This is a genomic window from Caulobacter sp. 05T431, from assembly GCF_056665975.1.
In genome coordinates, this window is the sequence record NZ_JBFTKU010000001.1 from 281,086 (window position 1) to 302,978 (window position 21,893).

Here is a 21,893-nt window from a genome sequence, read left to right on the forward strand (position 1 = left end):
GGAGGCGCCGCGCGGGCCGTCTTGATACGCTTGTTAGTCGGCGACTCCAAGATGCTCGAACATCCGTCTGATTTTCCCGGGGGCGCCGGGTTCCAGAGGCCACAGGTCCAGAACGCGCGTGGAAACGCCTTCGATGACTTCGTACATGGGGTCCGGCAGCCGTTCCACCGCCTGCGGCCGATCCACGCACCGCACCAGGAGATCGATCCGGCAGAAGGGCCGATTGGGCTGGGGCAGCACGCCCAGGCCCCGCGCCTCGACCAGTCCGGCCAGCGAATCCGGCGCGCGGCCAAAGAGGGCCCCGCCCGAAACGAACACAAGGGCGCGGTCGTCGGCGACCAGCACGAAGCCCTGGTCCAGGGCCCGCAGCGCCAGGTCGCTCTTGCCGACGCCCGACGGGCCTTCGATCAGCGCCCCGCGCCAGGTCCCGGCCACCCGGCGGGCGATCAGACCGGCATGGCGGATCATTCGCGCGGGCCGTGATGGTGGGGACCGTGGGCGCCGGCCTCGGGCAGGTCGACCCGGAACCGCGCCCCGATCACCTTGCCCTCGGCGTCCTTGCGGTTCTCGGCCCGCATGGTCCCGCCGTGCGCCTCGACGATCTGGCGGGCGATCGAAAGGCCCAGGCCCGAATTGCCGCCGAACGCCTTGCCCTTGGGCCGCGAGGTGTAGAAGCGCTCGAAGATGGTCTCCAGGTTGTCGGGCGGGATCCCCGGACCGTCGTCGTCGACCGTGACGATCAGCCGGTTGTGCTGGTCGCGCAGGCCGGGATCGCGGCTGAGCGTAACGCGCACCTCGCCGTCGGCGGCGCTGAACGAGCGGGCGTTGTCGATGAGGTTGCGGAACACCTGGCCCACTGGGGTCTCGCGCGCCACGATCCGGGCGTGCTGCGGCGCGCGCTTGGCGTCGAAGGTCACGCGCACGCTGCCCGGGGCGTCGCCCGGACGCAGCTGGGCCTCGTAGAGATGGATCACCTCGGCCAGCAGCAGGTTCAGCTCGAAGGCCCGCGGCGCCTCGCGCGACAGCTCCGCGTCCAGGCGCGAGGCGTTGGAGATGTCGGTGACCAGGCGGTCCAGGCGGGTGACGTCCTGCTGCAGGATGTTCAGCAACCGCGCCCGGGCGGCGGGGTCGCTGACCAGGTCCAGGGTCTCGATCGCCGAACGGATCGAGGTMAGGGGGTTCTTGATCTCGTGGGCGACGTCGGCGGCGAAGCGCTCGATGGCGTCCATCCGCTCGGACATCGAATCGGTCATCTCCTCCAGCGCCCGCGACAGGTCGCCCAGCTCGTCCTTGCGGTCGGAGATGTCGGGCAGGGAGATGGCCCGGGCGCCGTCCAGCCGCACGCGGTCGGCGGCGCTGGCCATGCGCAGCACCGGCTGGGCGATCAGGCGGTTMAGCAGGAACGACGAGATCAGGGTGGTGGCGATGGCGATCAGGGCGAAGGGCAGCAGGGCCTTGCGCTCGGCGGCGATGATCTGGTCGATGTCGCCGGCTTCCAGGGTCAGCACGCCCAGGACGGCGCGCACGTGCTGGATGGGGATCGAGACCGACACCACACGCTCGCCCATCTCGTCGATGCGGGTGCCGGCCACGGGCTCGCCCAGCTTGGCCTGGGCGATCTCGGCGGCCAGGGCCTCGCGGGCCGCCCTGGCGACCTCGGGCTTGGTGTCGGAATCGCGGGTCGGCAGGCCAAAGGCCGGCTGGCCGGGCTTGCGGGCCGGCGGCAGGACCTTGGACTCCACCCGGTCGGCGACGACATAGCTGTCGGCCAGCTGGTTGCCCTGGGCGTCGAACAGCCGCGCCCGCTGCGAGCGCGGGATGAACAGGCTCTGCAGGATGTCGCTGGCCTGGTCGGGGGCCAGGCGCGGCTCGGGGTCGCCGACCGTGGCGGCCAGGTCGATGACGTTGGCGATCAGCTCGCCCTGGGTGGTCAGGCTGTCGATGCGCGTGTTGATCAGACCGCTGCGCAGCTCGTTGAGCACCAGCGCGCCGCCCAGCAGCACCGCCAGGGCCAGCAGGTTGAGGCCGATGATCAGCCGGCCCAGGCGCGAACCCCTGGGCCAGGCGAATTTCGGCCACGTCAGGCGCCGTTTCGGCTTGCCCTCAGGCCCGCTGTCCGAGGCCATCTTGCGATCAGGATTCGCGATATCGGTAGCCGACGCCATACAGGGTTTCGATGGAATCGAACTCCGGATCGACCTGGCGGAACTTCTTGCGCATGCGCTTGATGTGGCTGTCGATGGTGCGGTCGTCGACATAGACCTGATCGTCGTAGGCGGCGTCCATCAGGTTGTCGCGGCTCTTCACGAAGCCCGGGCGCTGGGCCAGCGATTGCAGCAGCAGGAACTCGGTGACCGTCAGGCGCACCGGCTTGCCGTCCCACAGGCTGTCGTGCCGCGCGGAATCCAGCGTCAGCTTGCCGCGCTTCATGATCTTGGAATTGGCCGCGCCCGGGGCGGCGCCGGCGGCGTCCTCCTCGTCGGGACGGGCCCGGCGCAGCACGGCCTTGACCCGCTCCAGCAGCAGGCGCTGGCTGAACGGCTTGTGGATGTAGTCGTCGGCCCCGAGGTTGAAGCCGAGGATCTCGTCGATCTCGTCGTCCTTGGAGGTCAGCATGATCACCGGGATCTCGGTGGTCTGGCGCAGGCGGCGCAGCACTTCCATGCCGTCCATGCGCGGCATCTTGACGTCCAGGATCACCAGGTCGGGCGCCTGGCTCTCGACCGCGTCGAGGCCCGACGCGCCATCGTAGTAAGCCTTCACGACGTGGCCATGGCTTTCCAGCGCCAGCGAAACCGAGGCGACGATGTTCTCGTCGTCGTCGATGAGAGTAATATCGGCCATCGAGCCCTATGGGTCCTTTCGCGGATTTCCTGTCGATACTATCGACCGGCGTCGCCCGCTACAACGCGTGGCGCGGCTAAGCTTTCCCGTTCTTTTGCGGCTCCAGCGTGGCGCGAATGCGGCGCGCTCCGACAACCCGCGCGGCGGCAACCTCACCTTAAGGTCTTGTATCCCATAACGGAGTCTCGGGGAGCCCTTTGCCTATGAGCGACCAAGTCCATTACGAGCTGTTCGTGCGCCGCAAGCCCGGCGCGCAATGGACGCTCGACATGGCGACCGAGATCCGGACCCACGCCCTTCAGACCGCCGAGGAGGCCCTGGAGCAGGGCCGGGCGATCGCCGTGCGGGTCAGCAAGGAGACCCTCGACCCCGAGACGCGCGAATACAAGTCGATCGCCATCTTCACCAAGGGTCAGGTCGACGGCGGCAAGCCCAAGAAGCAGCAGGAGGACCTGGATCCCCTCTGCGTCCAGCCGTCCGACCTCTACACCGCCCACGCCCGCGACCGCATCGGCCGGCTGCTGGAGGGCTGGCTGGACCGCCACAACGCCACGCCGTTCGAGCTGCTGCACCGTCCCGACCTGGTCGAGAAGCTGGAAGCCTCCGGCACCGACCTGCAGCACGCCCTGCAGAAGATCGCCATCCCCGAGGCCGAAGCCCGGGGCATGTCGGTCCACGAACTGATCCGCACCTTCCAGGGCCTGGTCGAGCGCACCGTCGCCAACCTGATGAAGGCGTTCAAGAAGGGCGACCTGCCCGACCTGGACAAGGAAGGCTTCGCCCGCGCCGCCGAGCGCCTGGCCATCGATCCCGACCGCGCCTTCCTGCTGGGGGCCGGCGTCGCCGCCTCGATCGCGCCCGGCAAGAACTGGTCCGAGAAGCTGGCCCGCCTGCTGGACCTGGCCGACGCCGCGCCCAGCGAGCCCAAGGCCCGCGCCGCCGCCCTGGCCGCCATCGAGACGCCCCTGGCCGAGATCATCGGCTCCAAGGCCGGCATGGCCGATCTGCTGGGCGGCCAGAAGGAGGGCGGCGAGGCCGACCTCGGCACCACCCTGGCCGCCATGACCCGCCTGGCGGGCGGGGCCCAGGTCGAGGCCCTGATCCGCGTCGAGACGGGCGTGCGCAACTGCATGCCCGAGCTGTCGGGCACGGCCCGGCGCCTGTGCGAATGGCTGAGCGGCGAGGAATTCCCCGCCGTGCGCATGTCGATCGCCCAGCGGGTGCTCAAGGAACTGAACGGCGTGCGCCGCCTGAAGCCGGCCGACGCCGAGCAGGAGATCGAATTCCTCCGCGCCCTGGCCATGAGCCTGACGGCCGCCGCCGGCCGCATCCTGCCGCCGGAAGACATCACCAGCGCCTTCACCACCCGGTCCAAGACCCTGCTGAACGGCGAGTTCATCGAATCCCTGCTCGGCCGCGACCGCTCGTCGCGCGAGGAGGTTCAGATGCTGATCCGCCTGGCCGAGAACGTCATGGGCGCGGTCAACAAGCGCACCGCGGCCCGCTGGCTGTCGGCCAACGTCCTGGCCCTGCGCTTCGAGCGCGAGCTGCGCCAGGGTCCGGATTCGGCGGCCGCCAAGCTGGCCGCCCTGGCCGCCCTGCAGAAGGCCCTGGTCCGCTCGGGCCTGGTGGTCGAGGACTACGAGCCCCTGTGCGCGCGCCTGGGCGAGGTGGGCGGCATGATCGAGGCCGACGCCCGCCTGGTCGCCATGCTGGTCCGCGCCCCGGCCCCGCTGGCCCAGAAGATGTCGGTGCTGATCAAGCTGGCCATGGGCGAGGCCGGCCCCACCGGCCCCGTCGCCGACCGGGCCAAGGCCGAGGTCATGAAGCTCGCGCGGGCGCCCGAGGCGCGCGAGGAGCTCGCGGCGTCGCCGGAGACGATGGACCTGCTCAAGGGCATGGTCCAGCAGAAGGCGGCGGCCTAGAAATCTTACCCTCTCTCTTTGAGAGAGGGAGGGGCCCATGGCGAAGCCATGGGAGGGTGAGTGGTTACACCCTCACCGAATAGAGCGCGGCCGTTCGGGCGTCCTCAAATCCTCCCCGTCGCGAGCCTTCTCGAGTCCTTGAGACTTGGCGGAGCGCATGGAGCCTTTCCGGCCAGCGGTGAAACCACTCACCCTCCCACCGCCCTCGGCGGCGGGCCCCTCCCTCTCTCAAAGAGAGAGGGATTTCTTCAGCGCCTCGACCACCCGGTCCACGTCGCCGTCGACCATCGTCGGATAGAGCGGCAGGGTCAGGCAGCGGGCGTACCAGGCGTCGGCGCCGGGCAGGGCCAGTGCGCCGTAGCGGGCCTGGTAGTAGGGCTGGGTGTGCACCGGGATGTAGTGGACCTGGCTGCCGACGCCTTGCGCCTTCAGCGCCTCGACCACCGCCAGACGGGTCGTGCCCAGGGCCTCGAAATCGATCAGCACGGTCAGCAGGTGCAGGGCCGGATCGGACCAGGCGGGGCTTTCCGCCAGGCGCACGGCCGGGGCCAGGGGCGCCAGCTTCTCGGCGTAGAGCGCGGTCAGCGCCTTCCGGCGGGCGACGAAGCGGTCGAGCTTGGCCAGCTGCGAGATCCCCAGGGCGCAAAGCACGTCGGGGATGCGGTAGTTGAAGCCCAGCTCGGACATCTCGTAGACCCACGGCGCGGCCCCGGCCGGCCGCTGCATGCCGTGGCCGCGCAGCGAGCGGGCCCGGGCCGCCAGGGCGGCGTCGTTGGTGGTCAGCATGCCGCCTTCGCCCGTGGCCAGGGTCTTGACCGGATGGAACGAGAAGCTGGCGAAGCTGGAATAGGCGCCGTCGCCCACCGGATGGGCCGCGCCGTCGAAGGTTCCGACCGAGCCCAGGGCGTGGGGCGCGTCCTCGACCAGGGTCGCGCCGACGCCGTCGGCCAGGTCGCGCAGCGCCGGCAGGTCGCAAACGTCGCCGCGCAGGTGGACGGGCAGCACGGCCCGCACCCGGCGGCCTTCGGCGCGCTTCAAGGCGTCGGCCAGGGTGTCCGGCGTCATCAGGCCGCTGTCGGGATCGACGTCGGCGAACACCACCTCGGCCCCGACGTAGCGGGCGCAGTTGGCGGTGGCCAGGAAGGTGACCGAGGGGGCGATGCAGACGTCGCCACCCTTTCCTTCATTGGCGCCGACGCCCAGCGCCATCATCGCCAGGTGCAGGGTGGCGGTGCCGTTGGCCACGGCGATGGCGTGCTCGGCCACGACCTTGGCCTTGAAGGCCGTCTCGAAGGCCTCGACCGTCGGGCCGGTGGTCAGGAAGTCGGCGCGCAGGGCCGCCGCGACCGCCGCCACGTCGTCGTCCTCGATGGTCTGACGGCCGTACGGCAGGAACGGCGGACTGCTCATCAGGCCTTCTCGGCCAGCATGGCGTTCAGGCCGTCCTCGCTGAGCCAGTCGTCGTTGCTGTCGCTGCTGTAGCTGAAGCCCTCGGCGACGTCCTTGGTCCCCGCCTCGCCCCGGAAGGCCTTGCGCGGATATTCCACGAAGGTCGGCTCGATCACGTAGCGGTCGGCCAGCTCGACGGTGGCGCGGGCGTCGTCGGCGCTGATCATCATCTCGTGCAGCTTCTCGCCGGGGCGGATGCCGATGATCTTGACGCCGGCGGTCGGCGACATCGCCTTGACCAGGTCGGGCATGGTCATGGACGGAATCTTGGGCACGAAGATCTCGCCGCCGCGCATGATCTCCAGCGACGACAGCACGAACTCCACGCCCTCGTTCAGGGTGATCCAGAAGCGGGTCATGCGCGCGTCGGTGACGGGCAGCTCGGTCGCCCCCTGGCCCAGCAGGCGCTTGTAGAGCGGCACCACGCTGCCGCGCGAGCCGACGACGTTGCCGTAGCGGACCACCGCGAAGCGGGTGCCGATGTCGCCCGACAGGTTGTTGGCCGCCACGAAGGTCTTGTCCGAGGCCAGCTTGGTCGCGCCGTACAGGTTGATCGGGTTGCAGGCCTTGTCGGTCGACAGGGCGACCACCTGCTTGACGTGGTTGTTGAGGCTGGCCCAGACCACGTTCTCGGCGCCCAGCACGTTGGTGTGGATGCATTCCGAGGGGTTGTATTCGGCGGCCGGCACCTGCTTCAGGGCGGCGGCGTGGATGACGATGTCGACGCCGCGCAGGGCCAGGGTCAGGCGCTCACGGTCGCGCACGTCGCCCAGGAAGAAGCGCATCTTGCCGTAGGTCGCCTCGTCGAACTGCTCGCGCAGCTCCAGCTGCATGTCGCTCTGCTTCAATTCGTCGCGGGAATAGACGATCACCTTCCGCGGGTTCGCCCGCTTGAGCACGGTTTCGATGAAGCGGCGGCCGAACGACCCGGTGCCGCCGGTCACCAGGATGACCTTGCCGTCCAGATCGAGCTTTTTCGGTGAAAAGCGCCCCAATTTCAGTCTCCTACGCCCCCGCCGCGAGCTCTACGCTATGATCGCGCTCGGGACGATTCATGGTTAACGGCCCTTTGTGCCCCGCCAGACGTAAAGAGGACGTCAACCACGTCGTGTCACAAGGGGCCATGCGCCGCGCCCTCCTCATTCCCGTCCTGTCGTTGCTGGCGGCCGCCAGCCTGTCCGCCCCGCCCGCCTTCGCCGGCCACGGTAAGGAGGAGAAGAAGGCGCCGCCGACCTATTTCGCCCTGCAGCCGCTGACGGCGACCACGATCCGCCGGGACGGCCGCCGGGGCGTCATGACCCTGGAGACAGGCATCGAAGCCAAGGACCCGGCCCTGATGGAACGCGCCCAGCAGTCCGAGCCCCGCCTGCGCGCCGCCTTCGCCCAGGTGCTGATGACCTACACCGCCGGCATGCCGCGCGGCGCCGCGCCCGACCTGAACTATCTGGGCGACAAGATGCAGGACGCCGCCGACAAGGTGCTGGGCCGCAAGGGCAGCAAGGTGCTGCTGGGCTCGGCGATGGTGAACTGATCCACCGTCATCCTCGGACTTGTTCCGAGGATCCCTCTATCCGCCGCGCTGTCGTATCAAGGGATGCATTCGCCCTCCCGTATCCCCGTCCCCCTTCTTCTCGGCTGAAGCAGGGGTCCTCGGAACAAGTCCGAGGATGACGGATGTGGGGGGAGCTACTTCTTCCGCCGTTCCCTGAAGAACCCCCGCAGCAGCTCGGCGCTCTCCTGGGCCATCACCCCGCCGGTAACCTCCGGCCGCCAGTGGCAGGTGGGCTGGGCGAAGAACTTCGGCCCGTGCACCACCGCCCCGCCCTTGGGGTCCTCGGCCCCGAACACCACCCGGCCGATCCGCGCGTGGCTGATCGCCCCGGCGCACATGGCGCAGGGCTCCAGCGTCACCACCAGGGTCAGGTCGGTCAGGCGGTAGTTGCCCAGCTTGGCGGCGGCGATGCGCATCGCGGCGATCTCGGCGTGAGCCGTGGGATCGTGCGCCCCGATCGGCCCGTTGCCGGCCCGGGCGAGCACCTCGCCGGTCGCCGGATCGAGGATCACCGCCCCCACCGGCGTCTCGCCCGCCGCGGCGGCGGCGCGCGCCTCGTCCAGGGCGAGAGCCATGGCCGCCAGGTCCCGGGCGTCTTGATCCACCCTGTCTTGATCCTGGGGGGGATCGGTGCGCATTAGGAAACCGCCCATCGTGAGATGCGCCCTGCCCTTGAAGGACGACCGCCATGACCGAGAAATACCAGCCCCACCTGCATGACAACGCCCTGCTGGGTCAAGACGAGCACGAGCTCGGCCCCGACGGCGAAGGCGGCGAGGGCGAGCGCGTCGCCAAGCTGCTGGCACGCTCCGGCGTGGCCTCGCGGCGCGAGGTCGAGCGGCTGATCGAGGCGGGCAAGGTGGCGCTGAACGGGACGGTGCTGAGCACCCCCGCCGTCAAGGTCCGCCCGGGCGACCTTCTGACCGTCGACGGCAAGATGATCGACGAGCCCGAGCCGACGCGCATCTTCCGCTATCACAAGCCCACCGGCCTGCTGACCTCGCATAACGATCCCAAGAACCGGCCGACGGTGTTCCAGGCCCTGCCCCGCGACCTGCCCCGCGTCATCTCGGTGGGCCGCCTGGATCTCAATTCCGAGGGCCTGCTGCTGCTGACCAACGACGGCGAGCTGTCGCGCGCCCTGGAGATGCCGCAGAACGCCTGGCAACGCCGCTACCGGGTGCGCGCGTTCGGCGTGACCACCCAGGAGAAGCTGGACCGGCTGAAGGACGGGATCACCATCGAAGGGGTGCGCTACGGCGCGATCGAGGCCCGCCTGGACAAGGCCCAGGACAAGGCCGGCGGCCGGAACCTCTGGATCACCGTCTCGCTCAGCGAAGGCAAGAACCGCGAGGTCCGCAAGGTGCTCGAGGCCATTGGCCTGAAGGTCAACCGCCTGATCCGCCTGTCGTACGGCCCGTTCGCCCTGGGGACCCTGCTGCCGGGCCAGGTCGAGGAGGTCGGCCCCCGGGTGATCCGCGAGCTGCTGGAGGGCATCATCCCGGCCGAGAACATGCCGCAGGGCGACAAGCCCCGGTTCGTCGGCGTGGCCGACCCGCTGAAGGCCCCGGGCCAGGCGGGCGGCGGCGACGTCCAGCGGCGCGGCGTGCCCCGGGTGGGCAAGATGACCCAGGTCTCCATCCTGCAGCCCGAGGAAAAGGCCGAGGACGAGAAATTCGTCCGCAAGCCGGGCTGGGCCAAGCCGAAGAAGAAGCCCGTGATCGCCCACAAGGCGGGCGCGGCCAAGCCGGCCGCCGGGAAGACCGCGCCTGGGAAGCCGGGCGCGGGGAAGCCGGGCGCGCGTCCGGGCAAGAAGTCGATCGAGACCAAGATCGTCGGCCCCCGCGCCCTGTCGCCGCGCGAGGCCGCCGACAAGCGGATCCGCGAGAAGGCCCTGGCCGAAAAGGCCGCCGACAAGCGCGGAACGGCCCAAGGCAAGGACGCCCGTCCCGCGGCGGCCAAGCCCGCGTCGGCCAAGCCCAAGCCCGGCGCGTTGCGGGCCAACGGCTACAAGCCGATGGGCGGAGGCCCGAGCGGGAAGCCGGGCGGCGCGCGGCCGGCCGGAAAGCCCGGCGCGCCACGCGGCAAGCGCTGATCGATCAGGTCGCCGCCCTAGGTCGCCGCCCTAGGTCGCCGCGAAGCGGGTCCAGCGGCGCAGCGGCGCCCACCGCGCGGCGATCTCGGCCAGGGCGACGTAGCCGGCCAGCATCAGCGGGGCGATCAGCAGGGTCTCGGGCGGGAAGCCGTGCGGCGGGTCGGGCTTCAGCGCCATCGGCTGGATGAACAGCAGGATGACGATGTTGTTGGCCGCGTGGGCCCCGACGGCGAATTCGATTCCGCCCAGCCGCAGCGTCATCCAGGCCAGGCCCACGCCCATGGCCAACCGCATGAGGAAGGCGTCCAGATTGGGGTCGAAGTGGATGGCCGAGAACAGCAGGCCGCTCAGCACCAGCACGGCGCGGGGATCGGGGAACCAGACCCCGACGACCTTGACCAGCCAGCCCCGGAAGACCAGCTCCTCGGCCGCCGCGGCGATCAGCAGCAGCACGACGACCAGGACCAGATAGGTCAGGCGGGCGCCCAGGTCGGGACCGATCGCCAGGATCGGCGCGCCCGGCGACTTGGGGTCCAGGGCCGCCGAGGCCAGCAGCAACGGCCCGATCGTCACCACGAACAGGCCCAGGCCCAGCAACAGCAACCGCCAGCGGAAGCGCGGCGCGGCGGTGAAGTACGATCCCAGCCGGCGACGATTCAGCAGGGCCGCCGCGCCCACGAAGGCCAGGGCCATGCCGCCGTTCACGAAGGCCAGCAGGCCCAGCACGAAGGCCACTTCCTTCAGGCTGGTCGGGGCCTCGCCGCGGCTGATCATCTCCATCAGGCGCTCGACCGACTCCACGCCGCCACCGACGATCGCGAAGGCCACGAACACGACGACCCCGCCGATCACCGCCGCCAGCAAGGCCGCGATCACGCCGATGGGCACGGTCAACAGGAGCGGAAGGACGCGCCGGTCGGCGGGCGTCAGATCGTCCAGGAACGGTGACTGTCGAAGCTCTGCTGGCGCCACGGGTTTTCGATCCGGTTGTGGATCATCGCTAGGCGTTCGCCGCGCGCGACGCAAGCGGCGCGACACGCGACTTGCCCCGCCAGCCGGCGCGCGGCACACAACGCAGGCAACATGGGGCGACGATAGGCCGGGGCGAGCATGACCGACATCACCGACAAGGAAGCACAGCACCTTCATCGCMTGATCCTGTTCTCGGACGCGGTGTTCGCGATCGCCATCACCCTGCTGGCCATCGAGATCCATCCGCCCGAGCACTGGAGCAGCGTCGGCGACCTGCTGAGCCAGATGCGGCACAAGCTGATGGCCTACGCCGTCAGCTTCGCCGTCGTGGGCGTCAACTGGATCGCCCATCGCCGCACCTTCTCGCGCCTGCGCCGGGCCGACGGCGTGCTGGACGTGCTGAACCTGCTGATGCTGGGCCTGCTGGCCCTGCTGCCCCTGGGCACCGAGATGCTGTGGGAGAACGGCACGTTCTCGTCGGTGGCGGTGTATGTGGCGCTGGTGACCGCCATCGGCCTGGCCCACGCCCTGGCCTGGGGCTACGCGGCCATGTTCGCCGGACTCTCCGAACCCATTCCGACCGGCGAGAAGGTCTATGTGCTGCTGCGCGTGGCCCTGCTGCCGGGCCTGATGTGCGGCCTGACCTTCCTCAGCATCATCACCCAGAGCTGGTGGGGCTGGGCGGGCATCGCCGTGGTCGTGGCCGCGCTGTCGATGATCAACCGCCTGATGGCCCGGAGCGGCAAGCTCCCCGCCGTCCAGACCGCCGAGGACTGACCTCTTGCGCATCGTTTCGGGCCAGTATCGCGGCAAGGCCATCGTCACCCCGCCGGGGGCCAACACCCGCCCCACCTCCGACCGGGCCCGGCAGGCGGTGTTCAACATCCTCGAGCACGCCGCCTGGGCGCCGGAGCTGCACGGGGCGCGGGTGATCGACGTGTTCGCCGGCTCGGGGGCCCTGGGCCTGGAGGCGATGTCGCGCGGGGCCGCCTTCTGCCTGTTCGTCGAGACCGACGACAACGCCCGCGGCGCGATCCGCGAGAACATGGAAGCCTTCGGCCTGTTCGGCCAGGCCCGGGTGCACCGGCGCGACGCCACCGATCCGGGTCCGCGCCCGGGCAGCGTCGGCGCGCCGTTCGACATCGCCTTCCTCGACCCGCCCTACGCCAAGGGCCTGGGCGAGAAGGCCCTGGCCGCCCTGGCCGCCGGCGACTGGCTGTCCCCCGGCGCCGTCGTGGTGTTCGAGCGCGGCCGCGACGAGCCCGATCCCGCGCCCGAAGGCTTCGAGCGGCTGGACGCCCGGGAATACGGGGCGGCGAAGGTGTTCTTCTTCCGGCGGGCCTGACCGCTACTTCTTCGCCTTGGCGGGCGTGGTCTGGGCCACCTTGACCGGGGCGCCGTCGCTGCGGGCCTCGGCGACCAGGCCGGCGCAGTCGGCGTCCTTGGCCTCGCCGCCGGTCACAAAGGGCAGGATGGCGGCCAGCGGCGAGACCAGGGCGCCCAGCGCCGCGGCGATCCCGCCCTGGGCCACCGCCCCGCCGGTCTCCAGCCCCACCTTCGGCGCCATGAACGGCCCCTTGATGGTGATCGGGATGAACAGCCGGATCAGGCGCGGCTTCTTGCTGTCGCCATCGATCCTCAGGTCCATGCGCTCGTTCTGCAGGTCGATCGTCCCCTTGCCGCGCGCCAGCACCACGCCGGTGTCGGCGACGATCTGATTGGAGGTCATGACGCCGTCCTTGACGCTGAAGTCGGCCACGGCGCAGCGGACGCTGGTCTCCTTGTCGCTCTTGCTGAGCAGCAGGAGCAGGCCCTTGGAGGCGTTGACGCCCAGGAGCTCGGCGAAGGCCTGGCGGATCTGGCCCTTGGGCGAGACCAGGGTCACCTGGCCGTTGGCGGTCGAGGCCGCGCGGTGCACCGAATTGCCGTAGCCGGTCAGCTTGGCCCGGGCCATCACCCCGCCCTCGATGGCCGGCTTGCCGTCGTTCTTGATGGTGATGAAGTCCTCGAGCTTGGCGTTGGTCAGGCGCAGGTCCAGGTCGGTGCGCGGCACCTTGGGATTGGCGTCCAGCCGCACCTTCCCGGCCAGGTCGCCGCGCGAGAAGGTGAAGGCGATGGGATCCATGGTCAGCACGCCCTTCTCCAGCGTCAGGTCCAGCCGGACCTTCTGGAGGGGCAGGTTGGGCGCGTTGACCGCCAGGGCCCGGTACTTGACCTTGGCGTCCATGGCCTTGACCCGGTCGACCTGCAGGGTGGCGTCGGGCAGCAGGCGCTGAGTGGCGTCGCGCTGGGCGGCCTCGACCTTCTGGCCGGCCGAGGCGGTCTCGCCCCGTCCCGTGGCCGGCGCGGCGCCGACCAGGCTGCCGAGGTCGTCGAAGTCCAGACGCCGGGACTGCAGGTCGGCCTCCAGATAGGGCCGCTCGCGGCCCGTCAGCACGAACAGGTCGCCCGAGACGTCGCTGTCGCCGACTCGCCCGTTCAGCTTCTTGAAGTCGAACCGCTGGCCGTTGCGGCTGAGATGGCCGCTGATCTTGTACGGCGGGGTGTTGGGCAGGGTCAGGCCGGTCAGGGCGTAGAGGCGGTTCAGGTCGGTGCCGGACACGCTCACCTGGGTCTCGAACAGGCCCAGATTGAACGGCTTGGTGATGTCGCCCTTGGCCGTGACGTGGGTCGAGCCGGCGTCGACCCTGGCGTCGAACGGATAGGGCCGGTTGGGCGAGATGTTCAGCAGCGGGCCGCCGGTGACCAGGGCGGTGAACGGCGAGCGGTTCAGCTGGCCCTTGCCCTCCAGCACGAACCGGCCCCGGCCCTCGCCGGTGACCTGTTCGTTGGAATTGACCGTGCCCAGGAAGAAGATGTCGCGCTGCTGGTCGGCGTAGCGCAGCTGGCCGTCATTGATGATGAAGTGCTGGATGGCTGGCAGCTTCAGCGGCTTTTTCGGCGCGTTCGGGTCGCCGAACGTCCAGTTGGCGCGGCCCGAGGGCTCGCGCAGCAGGCGCACGTCGGGCCGGTCCACCGCCAGCAGCGGCAGGATGACGTCGCCCTTCAGCAGGGGCAGCAGCTTGATCTGCACCGCGATGCGGTCGACCTTCGCCATGGGGGTCCCGGCCGGCGAGCCCTTGGGGTCGGCCTTGGCCGCCCAGTCGGGCTGGGCGATGCGCACGCCCAGGGCCTCGGCCTTGGGCGAGAACGACCAGGGATGGACGCGCAGGTCGCCGGTGATCACCACCTCGCGGTTCAACCGCGCCGAGGCGAAGCGGCCCAGCGGTCCCCGGAACCAGTTCCAGTCGAAGATCACCAGGAAGACGACGATGGCGATCGTCAGCAGGATCGCCCCGATCATCCCCCAGCGCGCGCGCGGCGGCAGACCGCGCAGGCGCGCGATCAGGTTGGGGGGCGGCGGATTGGGGGCGAGCGTCGTCAGGGCGGGAACCTCCGGATACCCGTCCACAACGCGCGGACGGGGTCCTTATGTTCCGAAAACGGTCAGTCCCGCCCCGGGAGGCGTCCGGCGACGGCTAGTAGACCAGTCGCAGGCTGCCCACGCCGATGGCGGCCAGCACGAAGGCGACGATCGCCACGATCTCGTAGGCCTTGAAGAGCGGCTTGCTCGGTTGGCGCATGATAAATTTTCCCCCGTCCCGATTTGATGCGTGTGGTCCCCCCTCACGCAATCCCCGGGCCAAAAACATGAATCTTCACGGCAGCTTGCCCGGCCAGACCAGGAAGCCGCCGGCGTCGCGCCCCGCGACGCGATAGGCCGGATAGGGCGCGGCCGGGACCGGCGGCGCCGGGTCCGGGACGATCCGGGTCCAGCCGCCGTAGCGGTCGCCGCGCAACGGCTGGTCCTCGACGTCCAGGGGCCGCTCGTACGCCCAGCGGTCGAAGTCGCTCCAGACGGCCCGGGCCTCGCACTCGACGCGGTCGTAGCGATAGGCCCCGCCCGGGCCGGTGACCCGGCGGACGGCGCAGTCCTGCGGCCGATCGGCGGCCGACGCAGCGGCGCCCGTTCCGCATACGGCGGCGACGAGACCCAGCAAAAGCAGCGCACGGCGGATCATGGCGAAAACTCCAGAGGGTTAACAAACCAGAGCCCAAGCGTGCTTTCGCGCGCTTTCGCCTTCAACGCGAGCTTGGCCATGAAGATTCTTGGGACGATTGCCAGACGCGCCCGCCCGCCCTAGCCTCCAGTCAAACAAGTGTTTGAGGCGAGCATGGCGATCGAGGCGGTGATCTGGGATTTCGGCGGGGTTTTCACGACCTCGCCGTTCGAGGCCTTCCGGCGGTTCGAGGCCCAGCGCGGCCTGCCGCAGGACTTCATCCGCCGGGTCAACGCCGCCGATCCCGACGCCAACGCCTGGGCCCTGTTCGAGCGCAACGAGATCGACGCGGACGCCTTCGACGCCCTGTTCCTGGACGAGGCCACCCGCCTGGGCCACGCCGTGCGCGGCGCCGAGGTGTTGCCCCTGCTGTCGGGCGACGTGCGGCCGCGCGTGGTGGCGGCGCTGAAGGCCTGCAAGGCGCGGTTCAAGGTGGGCTGCATCACCAACAACGTCGTCACCGGCCACGGCACGGGCATGGCCGGCTCGGCCGAGAAGGCCGAGGCGATCGCCGGGATCTTCGCCCAGTTCGACGCGGTGATCGAAAGCTCCAAGGCCGGGGTCCGCAAGCCCGACCCGCGCATCTACGAAATGATGTGCGAGCTGATCAAGGTCAGGCCGGAGGCCTGCGTCTACCTCGACGACCTGGGGGTCAACTGCAAGCCGGCGGCGGCCCTGGGTATGACGGCGATCAAGGTCTCGACCGAGGACCAGCTGCTGGCGGACCTTGCGGCGGCGACCGGTTTGGCGTTCTGAGAGGGAAAACCCTTTCCGCCGCAGGAGCCCGCCATGACCCGCCCCGCCAAGATCGGCGCCGCCGCCGCCGCTTCCCAGCTTGAAGGCTGGGCGTCGGTCGCCGACAAGGACGCCATCGGCAAGACCTTCAAGTTCGCCGACTTCAACGCCGCCTTCGGCTTCATGACCCGCGTGGCCCTGATGGCCGACAAGCTGGACCACCATCCGGAGTGGTTCAACGTCTACAACCGGGTCGAGGTGGTGCTGACCACGCACGACGCCGACGGCGTCAGCGAACTGGACGTGACGATGGCCAGGTTCATGGATTCGATCGCCTAGCGCCCGCGCGGCCCTCCGTCCGCTTCGCGGACACCTCCCCCGTTGCACGGGGGAGGCGGACAGTTCAAACTAGCGTTTGAATTATAACGGGAGGACGCCGCCAATGGCGCAGAGCACGGGCCGGGTCGCCGGCAAGAAGGCCTTCATCACGGGCGGCGCCCAGGGCCTGGGCGCGGCGGCCGCGCGGCGGCTGGCCGAGGAAGGCGCCAAGGTCAGCCTCGCCGACATCAACTTCGCCGGGGCCCAGGCCGTGGCGGACGAGATCAACGCCGCCCACGGGCCCGGCACGGCCTTCGCTTTCGCCCTGGACGTCACCCAGGAAGACCAGTGGATCGAGGCCCTGGAAAAGGCCGACGCGGCCATGGGCGGCATCTCGGTGCTGCTCAACAACGCCGGCGTGGCGGGCGACAAGCCGCTGGAGCAGATGGAGTTCGACCTCTGGAAGAAGATCATGTCGATCAATGTCGACAGCGTCTTCCTGGGGGCCAAGCACGCCCTGAAGTACATGCGCGCCCATCAGCCGGGCTCGATCATCAACATCAGCTCGATCGCCGGCCTGATCGCCAACCACAACTCGCCGGCCTACAACGCCTCCAAGGCCGGGGTCTGGCTGCTCTCCAAGAACATCGGCCTCTACTGCGCCAAGATGGGGCTGGATATCCGCTCCAACTCGATCCACCCGACCTTCATCGACACCCCGATCCTGGACCCGCTGAGCCAGCGCCTGGGCAAGGAAGAGGCCCACGCCAAGCTGGGCCGCCAGATCCCGCTGGGCCATATCGGCGAGCCGAACGACATCGCCAACGCCGTGCTCTACCTGGCCAGCGACGAGAGCAAGTTCATGACCGGCGCCGAACTGAAGCTGGACGGGGGGATTTCGGCGATGTGAGGAACGATCCTTCTCCCCTTGCGGAGAAGGTGTCGGCGAAGCCGACGGATGAGGGGTTGAAGAACAGAAACGCCGCGACAAGCCGAAAGGCCGGTCGCGGCGTTGATCGTTTGAGAGACCCCTCACCCGCCCCCCTTCGGAGGCCCCCCTCTCCCGCAAGGGGAGAGGGATAGGGATCAGCGCGGCGCGCGCTTGGCCAGGATCCGCTGCAGGGTCCGCCGGTGCATGTTCAGCCGCCGGGCGGTCTCCGAAACATTGTGGCCGCACATCTCGTAGACGCGCTGGATGTGCTCCCAGCGCACCCGGTCGGCGCTCATCGGGTTTTCCGGCGGGGCCGGCGCCGCGTCCTTGGCGGCCAGCAGGGCGCGGGCCACGTCGTCGGCGTCGGCCGGCTTGGACAGGTAGTCGATCACCCCGGCCTTCACCGCCGCGACGGCGGTGGCGATGTTGCCGTAGCCGGTCAGCATGATGACCTTGGCGTCGGGCCGGACGTCGCGCACGGCCTCGACCACCTTCAGGCCGGTGCCGTCCTCCAGCCGCATGTCGAGCACGGCGTGGGCGGGGGCCTGGGATTTCAGGGCGCTCATCGCCTCGGCGACCGAAGCGCAGAGCGTCACCGCAAATCCGCGCTGTTCGAGCGCCCGGCCCAATCGCGTCCTTAGCGGCGCGTCGTCGTCGAGAAGCAGCAGGGACTTGTCGGGCAGGGCCGCGACCATTTCACCGATATCCGCCATGAAATTCAGCGCCTCCCAACGCCGACACTCAACCGGGCCACGAGCGAGCTATCTTGTTGCCCAAATGCCGAGTGTCGCAAGTGTTTCATCACAACTCGCTCGCACCGATGATGGCCGGCGCCTCCAGCGCCGACCTCGGCCAGCGCGCGGCGACCACCGCGCCGCCGCGCCGACCGTTCTTGAAATCCACTGTGGCGCCTGTTCGTTCCAACAGGGTCTTGGCGATGAAGAAGCCCAGGCCCATGCCGATATGGCCGGTCCTGGAACCCTCCGCGCCCGGACGGGACGTCACATAGGGCTCGCCCAGCTTGGCCAGGATCTCCGGCGAGAAGCCCGGCCCGTCGTCGCGCACCTCGATCACCACGGCCCGGGCGTCGAAGCGGGCCACGACGATCACCTCGGCCCGGGCGAAGTCGACGGCGTTCTCGACGATGGTCGTCAGGGCGTGGAGGATCTCGGCCCGCCGCCAGATGTCGGGCGCGGAATCGCCCGGCGGGCCGTTGACCACCGCCTCCACCCGGATGCCGTGGATCATGTGCGGCTCGATCACCTCGTGCACCAGCTGGGTGAGGCTGATGCGCTCGTGCACGGCGTCCTTGGCCTCGGGCATCTCGGTCAGCCGGGCCAGGATCTCGCGGCAGCGGGCGGCCTGGCCGATMATCAGCTCGGCGTCCTCGCGGGTCTGCTCGTCGGGCGCGTTGCGGACCATCTCGCGGGCCACCACCGAGATCGTGGCCAGGGGCGTGCCCAGCTCGTGGGCCGCGGCCGCGGCCAGGGCGCCCAGGGCCGACAGGCGCTGCTCGCGGGCCAGGACGGTCTCGGTGACGTTCAGCGCCAGCTCCATCCGCGCCGATTCGGTCGCCGCCTGCCAGGCATAGGCCCCGGTCACGGCGATGCCGAGGATGCGCGACAGCACGATCGTCATCAGGGTCAGGCCGCCGGGCACGGGCCCCGGTCCCGCCGACGGCCGGTAGGGCAGCGGCAGGTTGAAGAAGGCCAGGATCACGCAGGCCGCCACCGCCAGGACGCCGATGGCCGCGGCGAACCGGGCCGGCAGGGTGGCGGCGGCCAGGGTGACGGGCGCGATCAGCAGGAGGGAGAACGGATTGATGATCCCGCCGGTCAGGTACAGCATTCCCGCCAGCTGCAGGGTGTCGAAGGCGATCTGGGCGGTGGCCTCGACCTCGCGCGCCATCCGCTGGCCGCCGAAGGCCAGGCCGATCAGCACGTTCAGCCAGGCCGACATGGCGATCAGCGAGAAGCACAGGGCGTAGGGGACCTTCAGGTCCAGGACGAGGCCGGCGATCAGCACCGCGGCCGTCTGGCCGATCACCATGATCCAGCGCTGGGCGATCAGGGTGCGGACCCTCAGGCGTCCGCGACGCAGTCCCGGACCCGTCCAGGACCAGTCCTCGTCTTGCGCCGCCTCGACGTCAGGCTTATCGAGCCCCGGTCGAGGCGAACTGTGCGGCGCATTCTTGAGAGACGCGTCTGCCATGTCGCACCTTAAGGCCAGAATTTCCCCTCTGGCGAGAGCGAAAGGTTCAACGCCCATGCCGCGTCATCGGTTGTTCGCGATTCTGGCAGGCCTCCTGGCCGTGCTGGTGGCCGGCGGGCTGATCTTCAAGGCGGGCGTCTTCGACAAGGCGCCGCCGCCCTCGCTGGTGGGCGGTCCCTTCCAGCTGGTCGACCAGAACGGCAAGCCGACCACCGAGGCGGCGTTGAAGGGCCAGTGGAACGCGGTGTTCTTCGGCTTCACCTACTGCCCGGACGTCTGCCCCGGCACCCTGCAGGCCCTGGCCGCCGCCAGCGACCAGCTGGGGCCCAAGGCCAAGGACCTGAAGATCGTCTTCATCTCGGTCGATCCCGGCCGCGACAATCCCGAGCAGCTGAAGACCTTCCTGTCGGGCCCGACCCTGCCCAAGAACATCCTGGGCCTGACCGGCACGCCCCAGCAGGTGGCCGCGGCCGCCAAGGCCTACCGTGCCTATTACAAGCAGGTCGGCGACGGGCCCGACTACAGCGTCGACCACTCCACGGCGATCTACCTGATGGATCCCAAGGGCCGGTTCACCAAGGTGATCGCCTACAACCTGCCGCCCGAGGAGATCGCCCGGCAGATCAAGGACGCGATGGAAGGGCGCTAGACCGGCGCCCGCGACGCTGTACCGCTACCGGAAAGTGGTGCCTTCTTAGGGTTTGGCGTGTTATGTTGCATCGCAACATATTGGATGCGCCATGCTGTACGCCCTGCATGAGGCAAGCTTTTATGCCTCCACGCCCCTGCGCTTCGCGGCCCTGGCCGCGCGCGACTTCTGGGGTTCGCCCCTGAACCCGGCGGCCGACACCGATCTGGGCCGGCGCATCCACGCGGGCGCGGACCTGTTCTCGAACGTCACCCGTCGCTACGGCAAGCCGGAGTGGCGCGTCGACACGGTCAAGATCGGCCAGGTGGACGTGCGCGTGCGCCCAACCGTGGTCTGGGAAAGCCCCTGGGCGCGACTGATCCAGTTCGACCGCGACATGGCCGACATGCGCCGGGCCGGCAAGTTCCAGCTGGACCCCGCCGTGCTGATCGTCGCGCCGCTGTCGGGCCACTACGCCACCCTGCTGCGCGGCACGGTCGAGGCCTTCCTGCCCGACCACGCGGTGTTCATCGTCGACTGGGTCAACGCCCGCGAGGTCTCGGTCCTGCAGGGCCGTTTCGACTTCCACGACTATATCGACCACATCCAGCAGATGCTGCGTCTGCTGGGCCCGCGCCCCAACGTCGTGGCCGTCTGCCAGCCGGGCCCGCCGGTCCTGGCCGCCGCCGCCCTGATGGCCGAGGACAACGACCCCTCGCGCCCGGCCAGCATGACCTTCATGGGCTCGCCGATCGACGCGCGCCTGTCGCCGACCGTGACCAACCAGCTGGCCGAGGAAAAGCCGTTCACCTGGTTCCAGTCGAACATGATCTACACCGTGCCCGCGCCCTATCCGGGCATGGGCCGGCGCGTCTATCCGGGCTTCGTCCAGCTGGCCAGCTTCATGAGCATGAACGCCGAGAAGCACCAGCAGGCGCACCAGCGCTACTTCCAGGACCTGGTGAAGGGCGACGGCGACAGCGCCGACAAGCACCTGGAGTTCTACGACGAGTACCTGTCGGTGCTGGACCTKACCGAGGAATTCTACCTCCAGACCATCGACATCGTCTTCCAGCAGTACCTGCTGCCCAAGGGCGAGCTGGTCCATCGCGGCCGCCTCGTCCGGCCCGACGCGATCACCGACATCGGCCTGATGACCGTCGAGGGCGAGAACGACGACATCTCCGGCATCGGCCAGACCCAGGCCGCCCACGCCCTGTGCTCGTCCCTGCCCGAGTCGATGAAGGAGGACTACGTCCAGCCGGGCGTGGGCCACTACGGGGTGTTCAACGGCCGCCGGTTCCGCGAGGAGATCTATCCGCGCGTCCGCGACTTCATCCTCAAGAACGACCCGAACTTCTAGCGCCGGGCCGGCCTTGCGCGACTCCCGACGAGGGGCGATCTAGAGGACATGAACCTCTTCCGCCCGCAGCGCTACGCCGACGGTGACCGGCTGGACGTGCGCGGTTGCGCCGTGCGGCTGAAGGTCGACGGCCGGGCGCGGCGCATCTCGTTGCGGGTCGATCGGGCCAAGTCCGAGGTGGTGGCCCTGGCCCCCACCCCGCGCCGGCTGTCCGAGGCCGTGGCCTTCGCCCACGAGAAGGCCGACTGGATCGCCGGCCAGCTGGCCGCCCTGCCCAACCGCCAGGTCATCGCCCCCGGCGGCGTCCTGCGCCTGCTGGGCAAGCCCTATCGGCTGGAGGTCGGTCCCGGGCGACCGAAGATGACGGAAGACGCCCTGATCGCGCCGGACGACAGCGCCTGGGGCCTTCGCATCCTGCGCCTGGCCAAGCGCGAGGCCCTGACCCGCCTGACCGAGCGCACCGCCCACCACGCCGCCGCCCTGGGCCGCCCCATGCCCTCGGTGGCCATCGCCGACCCCAAGGCCCGCTGGGGCTCGTGCCGCCCGGCCCGGCCCGGGCATCCGGCGGCGATCCGCTACAGCTGGCGGCTGGTCCTTGCCCCGTTCGAGGTGGCCGACTACGTCGTGGCCCACGAATGCGCCCACCTGATCGAGGCCAACCACGGTCCCCGGTTCTGGGCGTTGTGCGAGACGCTCTCCGGCGACCCCGCGCCGCACCGCCGCTGGCTGCGGGCCCACGCGGCCGAGCTGCACGCGATCTCGGCCTAAAT

The 21,893-nt window shown here is 69.8% G+C and carries 22 protein-coding genes; 11 read left to right on the top strand and 11 right to left on the bottom strand.

Annotated features, from left to right (window positions below; all coding sequences use genetic code 11):
• Nucleotides 1–33: 33 nt before the first annotated feature.
• From AC1U89_RS01280 to AC1U89_RS01290, 3 genes are read right to left on the bottom strand one after another with little or no spacing between them, the layout of a single operon-like run.
• Entirely contained in the window at nt 34–468 is a 435-nt protein-coding gene (locus AC1U89_RS01280) for an HPr kinase/phosphorylase (RefSeq protein ID WP_479897832.1), read from the bottom strand.
• On the bottom strand, nt 465–2,126 hold the full coding sequence (locus AC1U89_RS01285) for a sensor histidine kinase (RefSeq protein WP_479897833.1): 1,662 nt from the start codon (nt 2,124–2,126) through the stop codon (nt 465–467). The genes AC1U89_RS01280 and AC1U89_RS01285 overlap by 4 nt, the downstream gene beginning before the upstream one ends.
• Nucleotides 2,127–2,133: 7 nt before the next feature.
• Nucleotides 2,134–2,844: a response regulator transcription factor gene (locus AC1U89_RS01290; protein ID WP_029909332.1), complete on the bottom strand. Its 711-nt coding sequence runs from the start codon at nt 2,842–2,844 to the stop codon at nt 2,134–2,136.
• Between the two features lie 203 nt (nt 2,845–3,047).
• Between AC1U89_RS01290 and AC1U89_RS01295 the strand changes: the two genes are divergently transcribed.
• The gene (locus tag AC1U89_RS01295; RefSeq protein ID WP_479897834.1) at nt 3,048–4,769 is read left to right on the top strand and encodes a hypothetical protein; all 1,722 of its coding nucleotides are present in this window, start codon (nt 3,048–3,050) and stop codon (nt 4,767–4,769) included.
• Between the two features lie 228 nt (nt 4,770–4,997).
• Here the strand turns inward: AC1U89_RS01295 and pseC are convergent, their stop codons facing one another.
• Nucleotides 4,998–6,179: a UDP-4-amino-4,6-dideoxy-N-acetyl-beta-L-altrosamine transaminase gene (pseC, locus tag AC1U89_RS01300; RefSeq protein ID WP_479897835.1), complete on the bottom strand. Its 1,182-nt coding sequence runs from the start codon at nt 6,177–6,179 to the stop codon at nt 4,998–5,000.
• Nucleotides 6,179–7,213, bottom strand: coding sequence for a UDP-N-acetylglucosamine 4,6-dehydratase (inverting) (gene pseB, locus AC1U89_RS01305; RefSeq protein ID WP_479897836.1), 1,035 nt, complete (start codon nt 7,211–7,213; stop codon nt 6,179–6,181). The genes pseC and pseB overlap by 1 nt, the downstream gene beginning before the upstream one ends.
• A gap of 128 nt (nt 7,214–7,341) precedes the next feature.
• Here pseB and AC1U89_RS01310 point away from each other — a divergent pair, with 128 nt between their 5' ends.
• Entirely contained in the window at nt 7,342–7,749 is a 408-nt protein-coding gene (locus tag AC1U89_RS01310) for a hypothetical protein (RefSeq protein WP_479897837.1), read from the top strand.
• A gap of 155 nt (nt 7,750–7,904) precedes the next feature.
• On the opposite strand, the gene AC1U89_RS01315 is transcribed toward AC1U89_RS01310, so the two are convergent.
• Complete coding sequence (locus AC1U89_RS01315) at nt 7,905–8,408, bottom strand: nucleoside deaminase (RefSeq protein WP_479897838.1); 504 nt, start codon at nt 8,406–8,408, stop codon at nt 7,905–7,907.
• A gap of 50 nt (nt 8,409–8,458) precedes the next feature.
• Here AC1U89_RS01315 and AC1U89_RS01320 point away from each other — a divergent pair, with 50 nt between their 5' ends.
• Nucleotides 8,459–9,865, top strand: coding sequence for a pseudouridine synthase (locus AC1U89_RS01320; protein WP_479897839.1), 1,407 nt, complete (start codon nt 8,459–8,461; stop codon nt 9,863–9,865).
• A 30-nt stretch (nt 9,866–9,895) separates the two neighbouring features.
• Here AC1U89_RS01320 and AC1U89_RS01325 read toward each other — a convergent pair whose 3' ends face one another.
• Nucleotides 9,896–10,753: a CPBP family intramembrane glutamic endopeptidase gene (locus AC1U89_RS01325; protein WP_479897900.1), complete on the bottom strand. Its 858-nt coding sequence runs from the start codon at nt 10,751–10,753 to the stop codon at nt 9,896–9,898.
• A 222-nt stretch (nt 10,754–10,975) separates the two neighbouring features.
• On the opposite strand from AC1U89_RS01325, the gene AC1U89_RS01330 reads away from it, so the two are divergent.
• Together AC1U89_RS01330 and rsmD are read left to right on the top strand one after the other, a co-directional pair.
• Complete coding sequence (locus tag AC1U89_RS01330; RefSeq protein WP_479897840.1) at nt 10,976–11,614, top strand: TMEM175 family protein; 639 nt, start codon at nt 10,976–10,978, stop codon at nt 11,612–11,614.
• A gap of 4 nt (nt 11,615–11,618) precedes the next feature.
• Nucleotides 11,619–12,182, top strand: a complete 564-nt coding sequence (gene rsmD, locus AC1U89_RS01335; protein ID WP_479897841.1) for a 16S rRNA (guanine(966)-N(2))-methyltransferase RsmD — start codon at nt 11,619–11,621, stop codon at nt 12,180–12,182.
• A 3-nt stretch (nt 12,183–12,185) separates the two neighbouring features.
• On the opposite strand, the gene AC1U89_RS01340 is transcribed toward rsmD, so the two are convergent.
• Both AC1U89_RS01340 and AC1U89_RS01345 read right to left on the bottom strand, forming a co-directional pair.
• Nucleotides 12,186–14,288: an AsmA family protein gene (locus AC1U89_RS01340; protein ID WP_479897842.1), complete on the bottom strand. Its 2,103-nt coding sequence runs from the start codon at nt 14,286–14,288 to the stop codon at nt 12,186–12,188.
• Nucleotides 14,289–14,535: 247 nt separating this feature from the next.
• On the bottom strand, nt 14,536–14,898 hold the full coding sequence (locus AC1U89_RS01345) for a hypothetical protein (protein ID WP_479897843.1): 363 nt from the start codon (nt 14,896–14,898) through the stop codon (nt 14,536–14,538).
• Between the two features lie 153 nt (nt 14,899–15,051).
• Between AC1U89_RS01345 and AC1U89_RS01350 the strand changes: the two genes are divergently transcribed.
• The 3 genes from AC1U89_RS01350 (at nt 15,052) to AC1U89_RS01360 (ending at nt 16,900) form a co-directional block, all read left to right on the top strand.
• Nucleotides 15,052–15,693 (top strand): HAD-IA family hydrolase, encoded by a 642-nt coding sequence (locus AC1U89_RS01350; RefSeq protein WP_479897844.1) that lies wholly within the window; start codon nt 15,052–15,054, stop codon nt 15,691–15,693.
• A gap of 33 nt (nt 15,694–15,726) precedes the next feature.
• Nucleotides 15,727–16,011 carry a 4a-hydroxytetrahydrobiopterin dehydratase gene (locus tag AC1U89_RS01355; protein WP_479897845.1) on the top strand — a complete coding sequence of 95 codons (285 nt, stop codon included), beginning with the start codon at nt 15,727–15,729 and terminating at the stop codon, nt 16,009–16,011.
• Nucleotides 16,012–16,114: 103 nt separating this feature from the next.
• Nucleotides 16,115–16,900, top strand: coding sequence for an SDR family oxidoreductase (locus AC1U89_RS01360; RefSeq protein ID WP_479897846.1), 786 nt, complete (start codon nt 16,115–16,117; stop codon nt 16,898–16,900).
• 176 nt (nt 16,901–17,076) lie between these two features.
• Here the strand turns inward: AC1U89_RS01360 and AC1U89_RS01365 are convergent, their stop codons facing one another.
• Together AC1U89_RS01365 and AC1U89_RS01370 are read right to left on the bottom strand one after the other, a co-directional pair.
• Nucleotides 17,077–17,634: an ActR/PrrA/RegA family redox response regulator transcription factor gene (locus tag AC1U89_RS01365; RefSeq protein ID WP_029909359.1), complete on the bottom strand. Its 558-nt coding sequence runs from the start codon at nt 17,632–17,634 to the stop codon at nt 17,077–17,079.
• A gap of 88 nt (nt 17,635–17,722) precedes the next feature.
• On the bottom strand, nt 17,723–19,132 hold the full coding sequence (locus AC1U89_RS01370; protein WP_479897847.1) for an ActS/PrrB/RegB family redox-sensitive histidine kinase: 1,410 nt from the start codon (nt 19,130–19,132) through the stop codon (nt 17,723–17,725).
• 55 nt (nt 19,133–19,187) lie between these two features.
• On the opposite strand from AC1U89_RS01370, the gene AC1U89_RS01375 reads away from it, so the two are divergent.
• The 3 genes from AC1U89_RS01375 to AC1U89_RS01385 all read left to right on the top strand — a co-directional run bounded on the left by AC1U89_RS01375 (nt 19,188) and on the right by AC1U89_RS01385 (nt 21,891).
• Nucleotides 19,188–19,781 (top strand): SCO family protein, encoded by a 594-nt coding sequence (locus tag AC1U89_RS01375; RefSeq protein WP_479897848.1) that lies wholly within the window; start codon nt 19,188–19,190, stop codon nt 19,779–19,781.
• A 91-nt stretch (nt 19,782–19,872) separates the two neighbouring features.
• Nucleotides 19,873–21,123 carry a polyhydroxyalkanoate depolymerase gene (locus tag AC1U89_RS01380; protein WP_479897849.1) on the top strand — a complete coding sequence of 417 codons (1,251 nt, stop codon included), beginning with the start codon at nt 19,873–19,875 and terminating at the stop codon, nt 21,121–21,123.
• Nucleotides 21,124–21,171: 48 nt separating this feature from the next.
• Entirely contained in the window at nt 21,172–21,891 is a 720-nt protein-coding gene (locus tag AC1U89_RS01385) for a M48 family metallopeptidase (RefSeq protein WP_479897850.1), read from the top strand.
• The last annotated feature ends 2 nt before the right edge of the window (nt 21,892–21,893 follow it).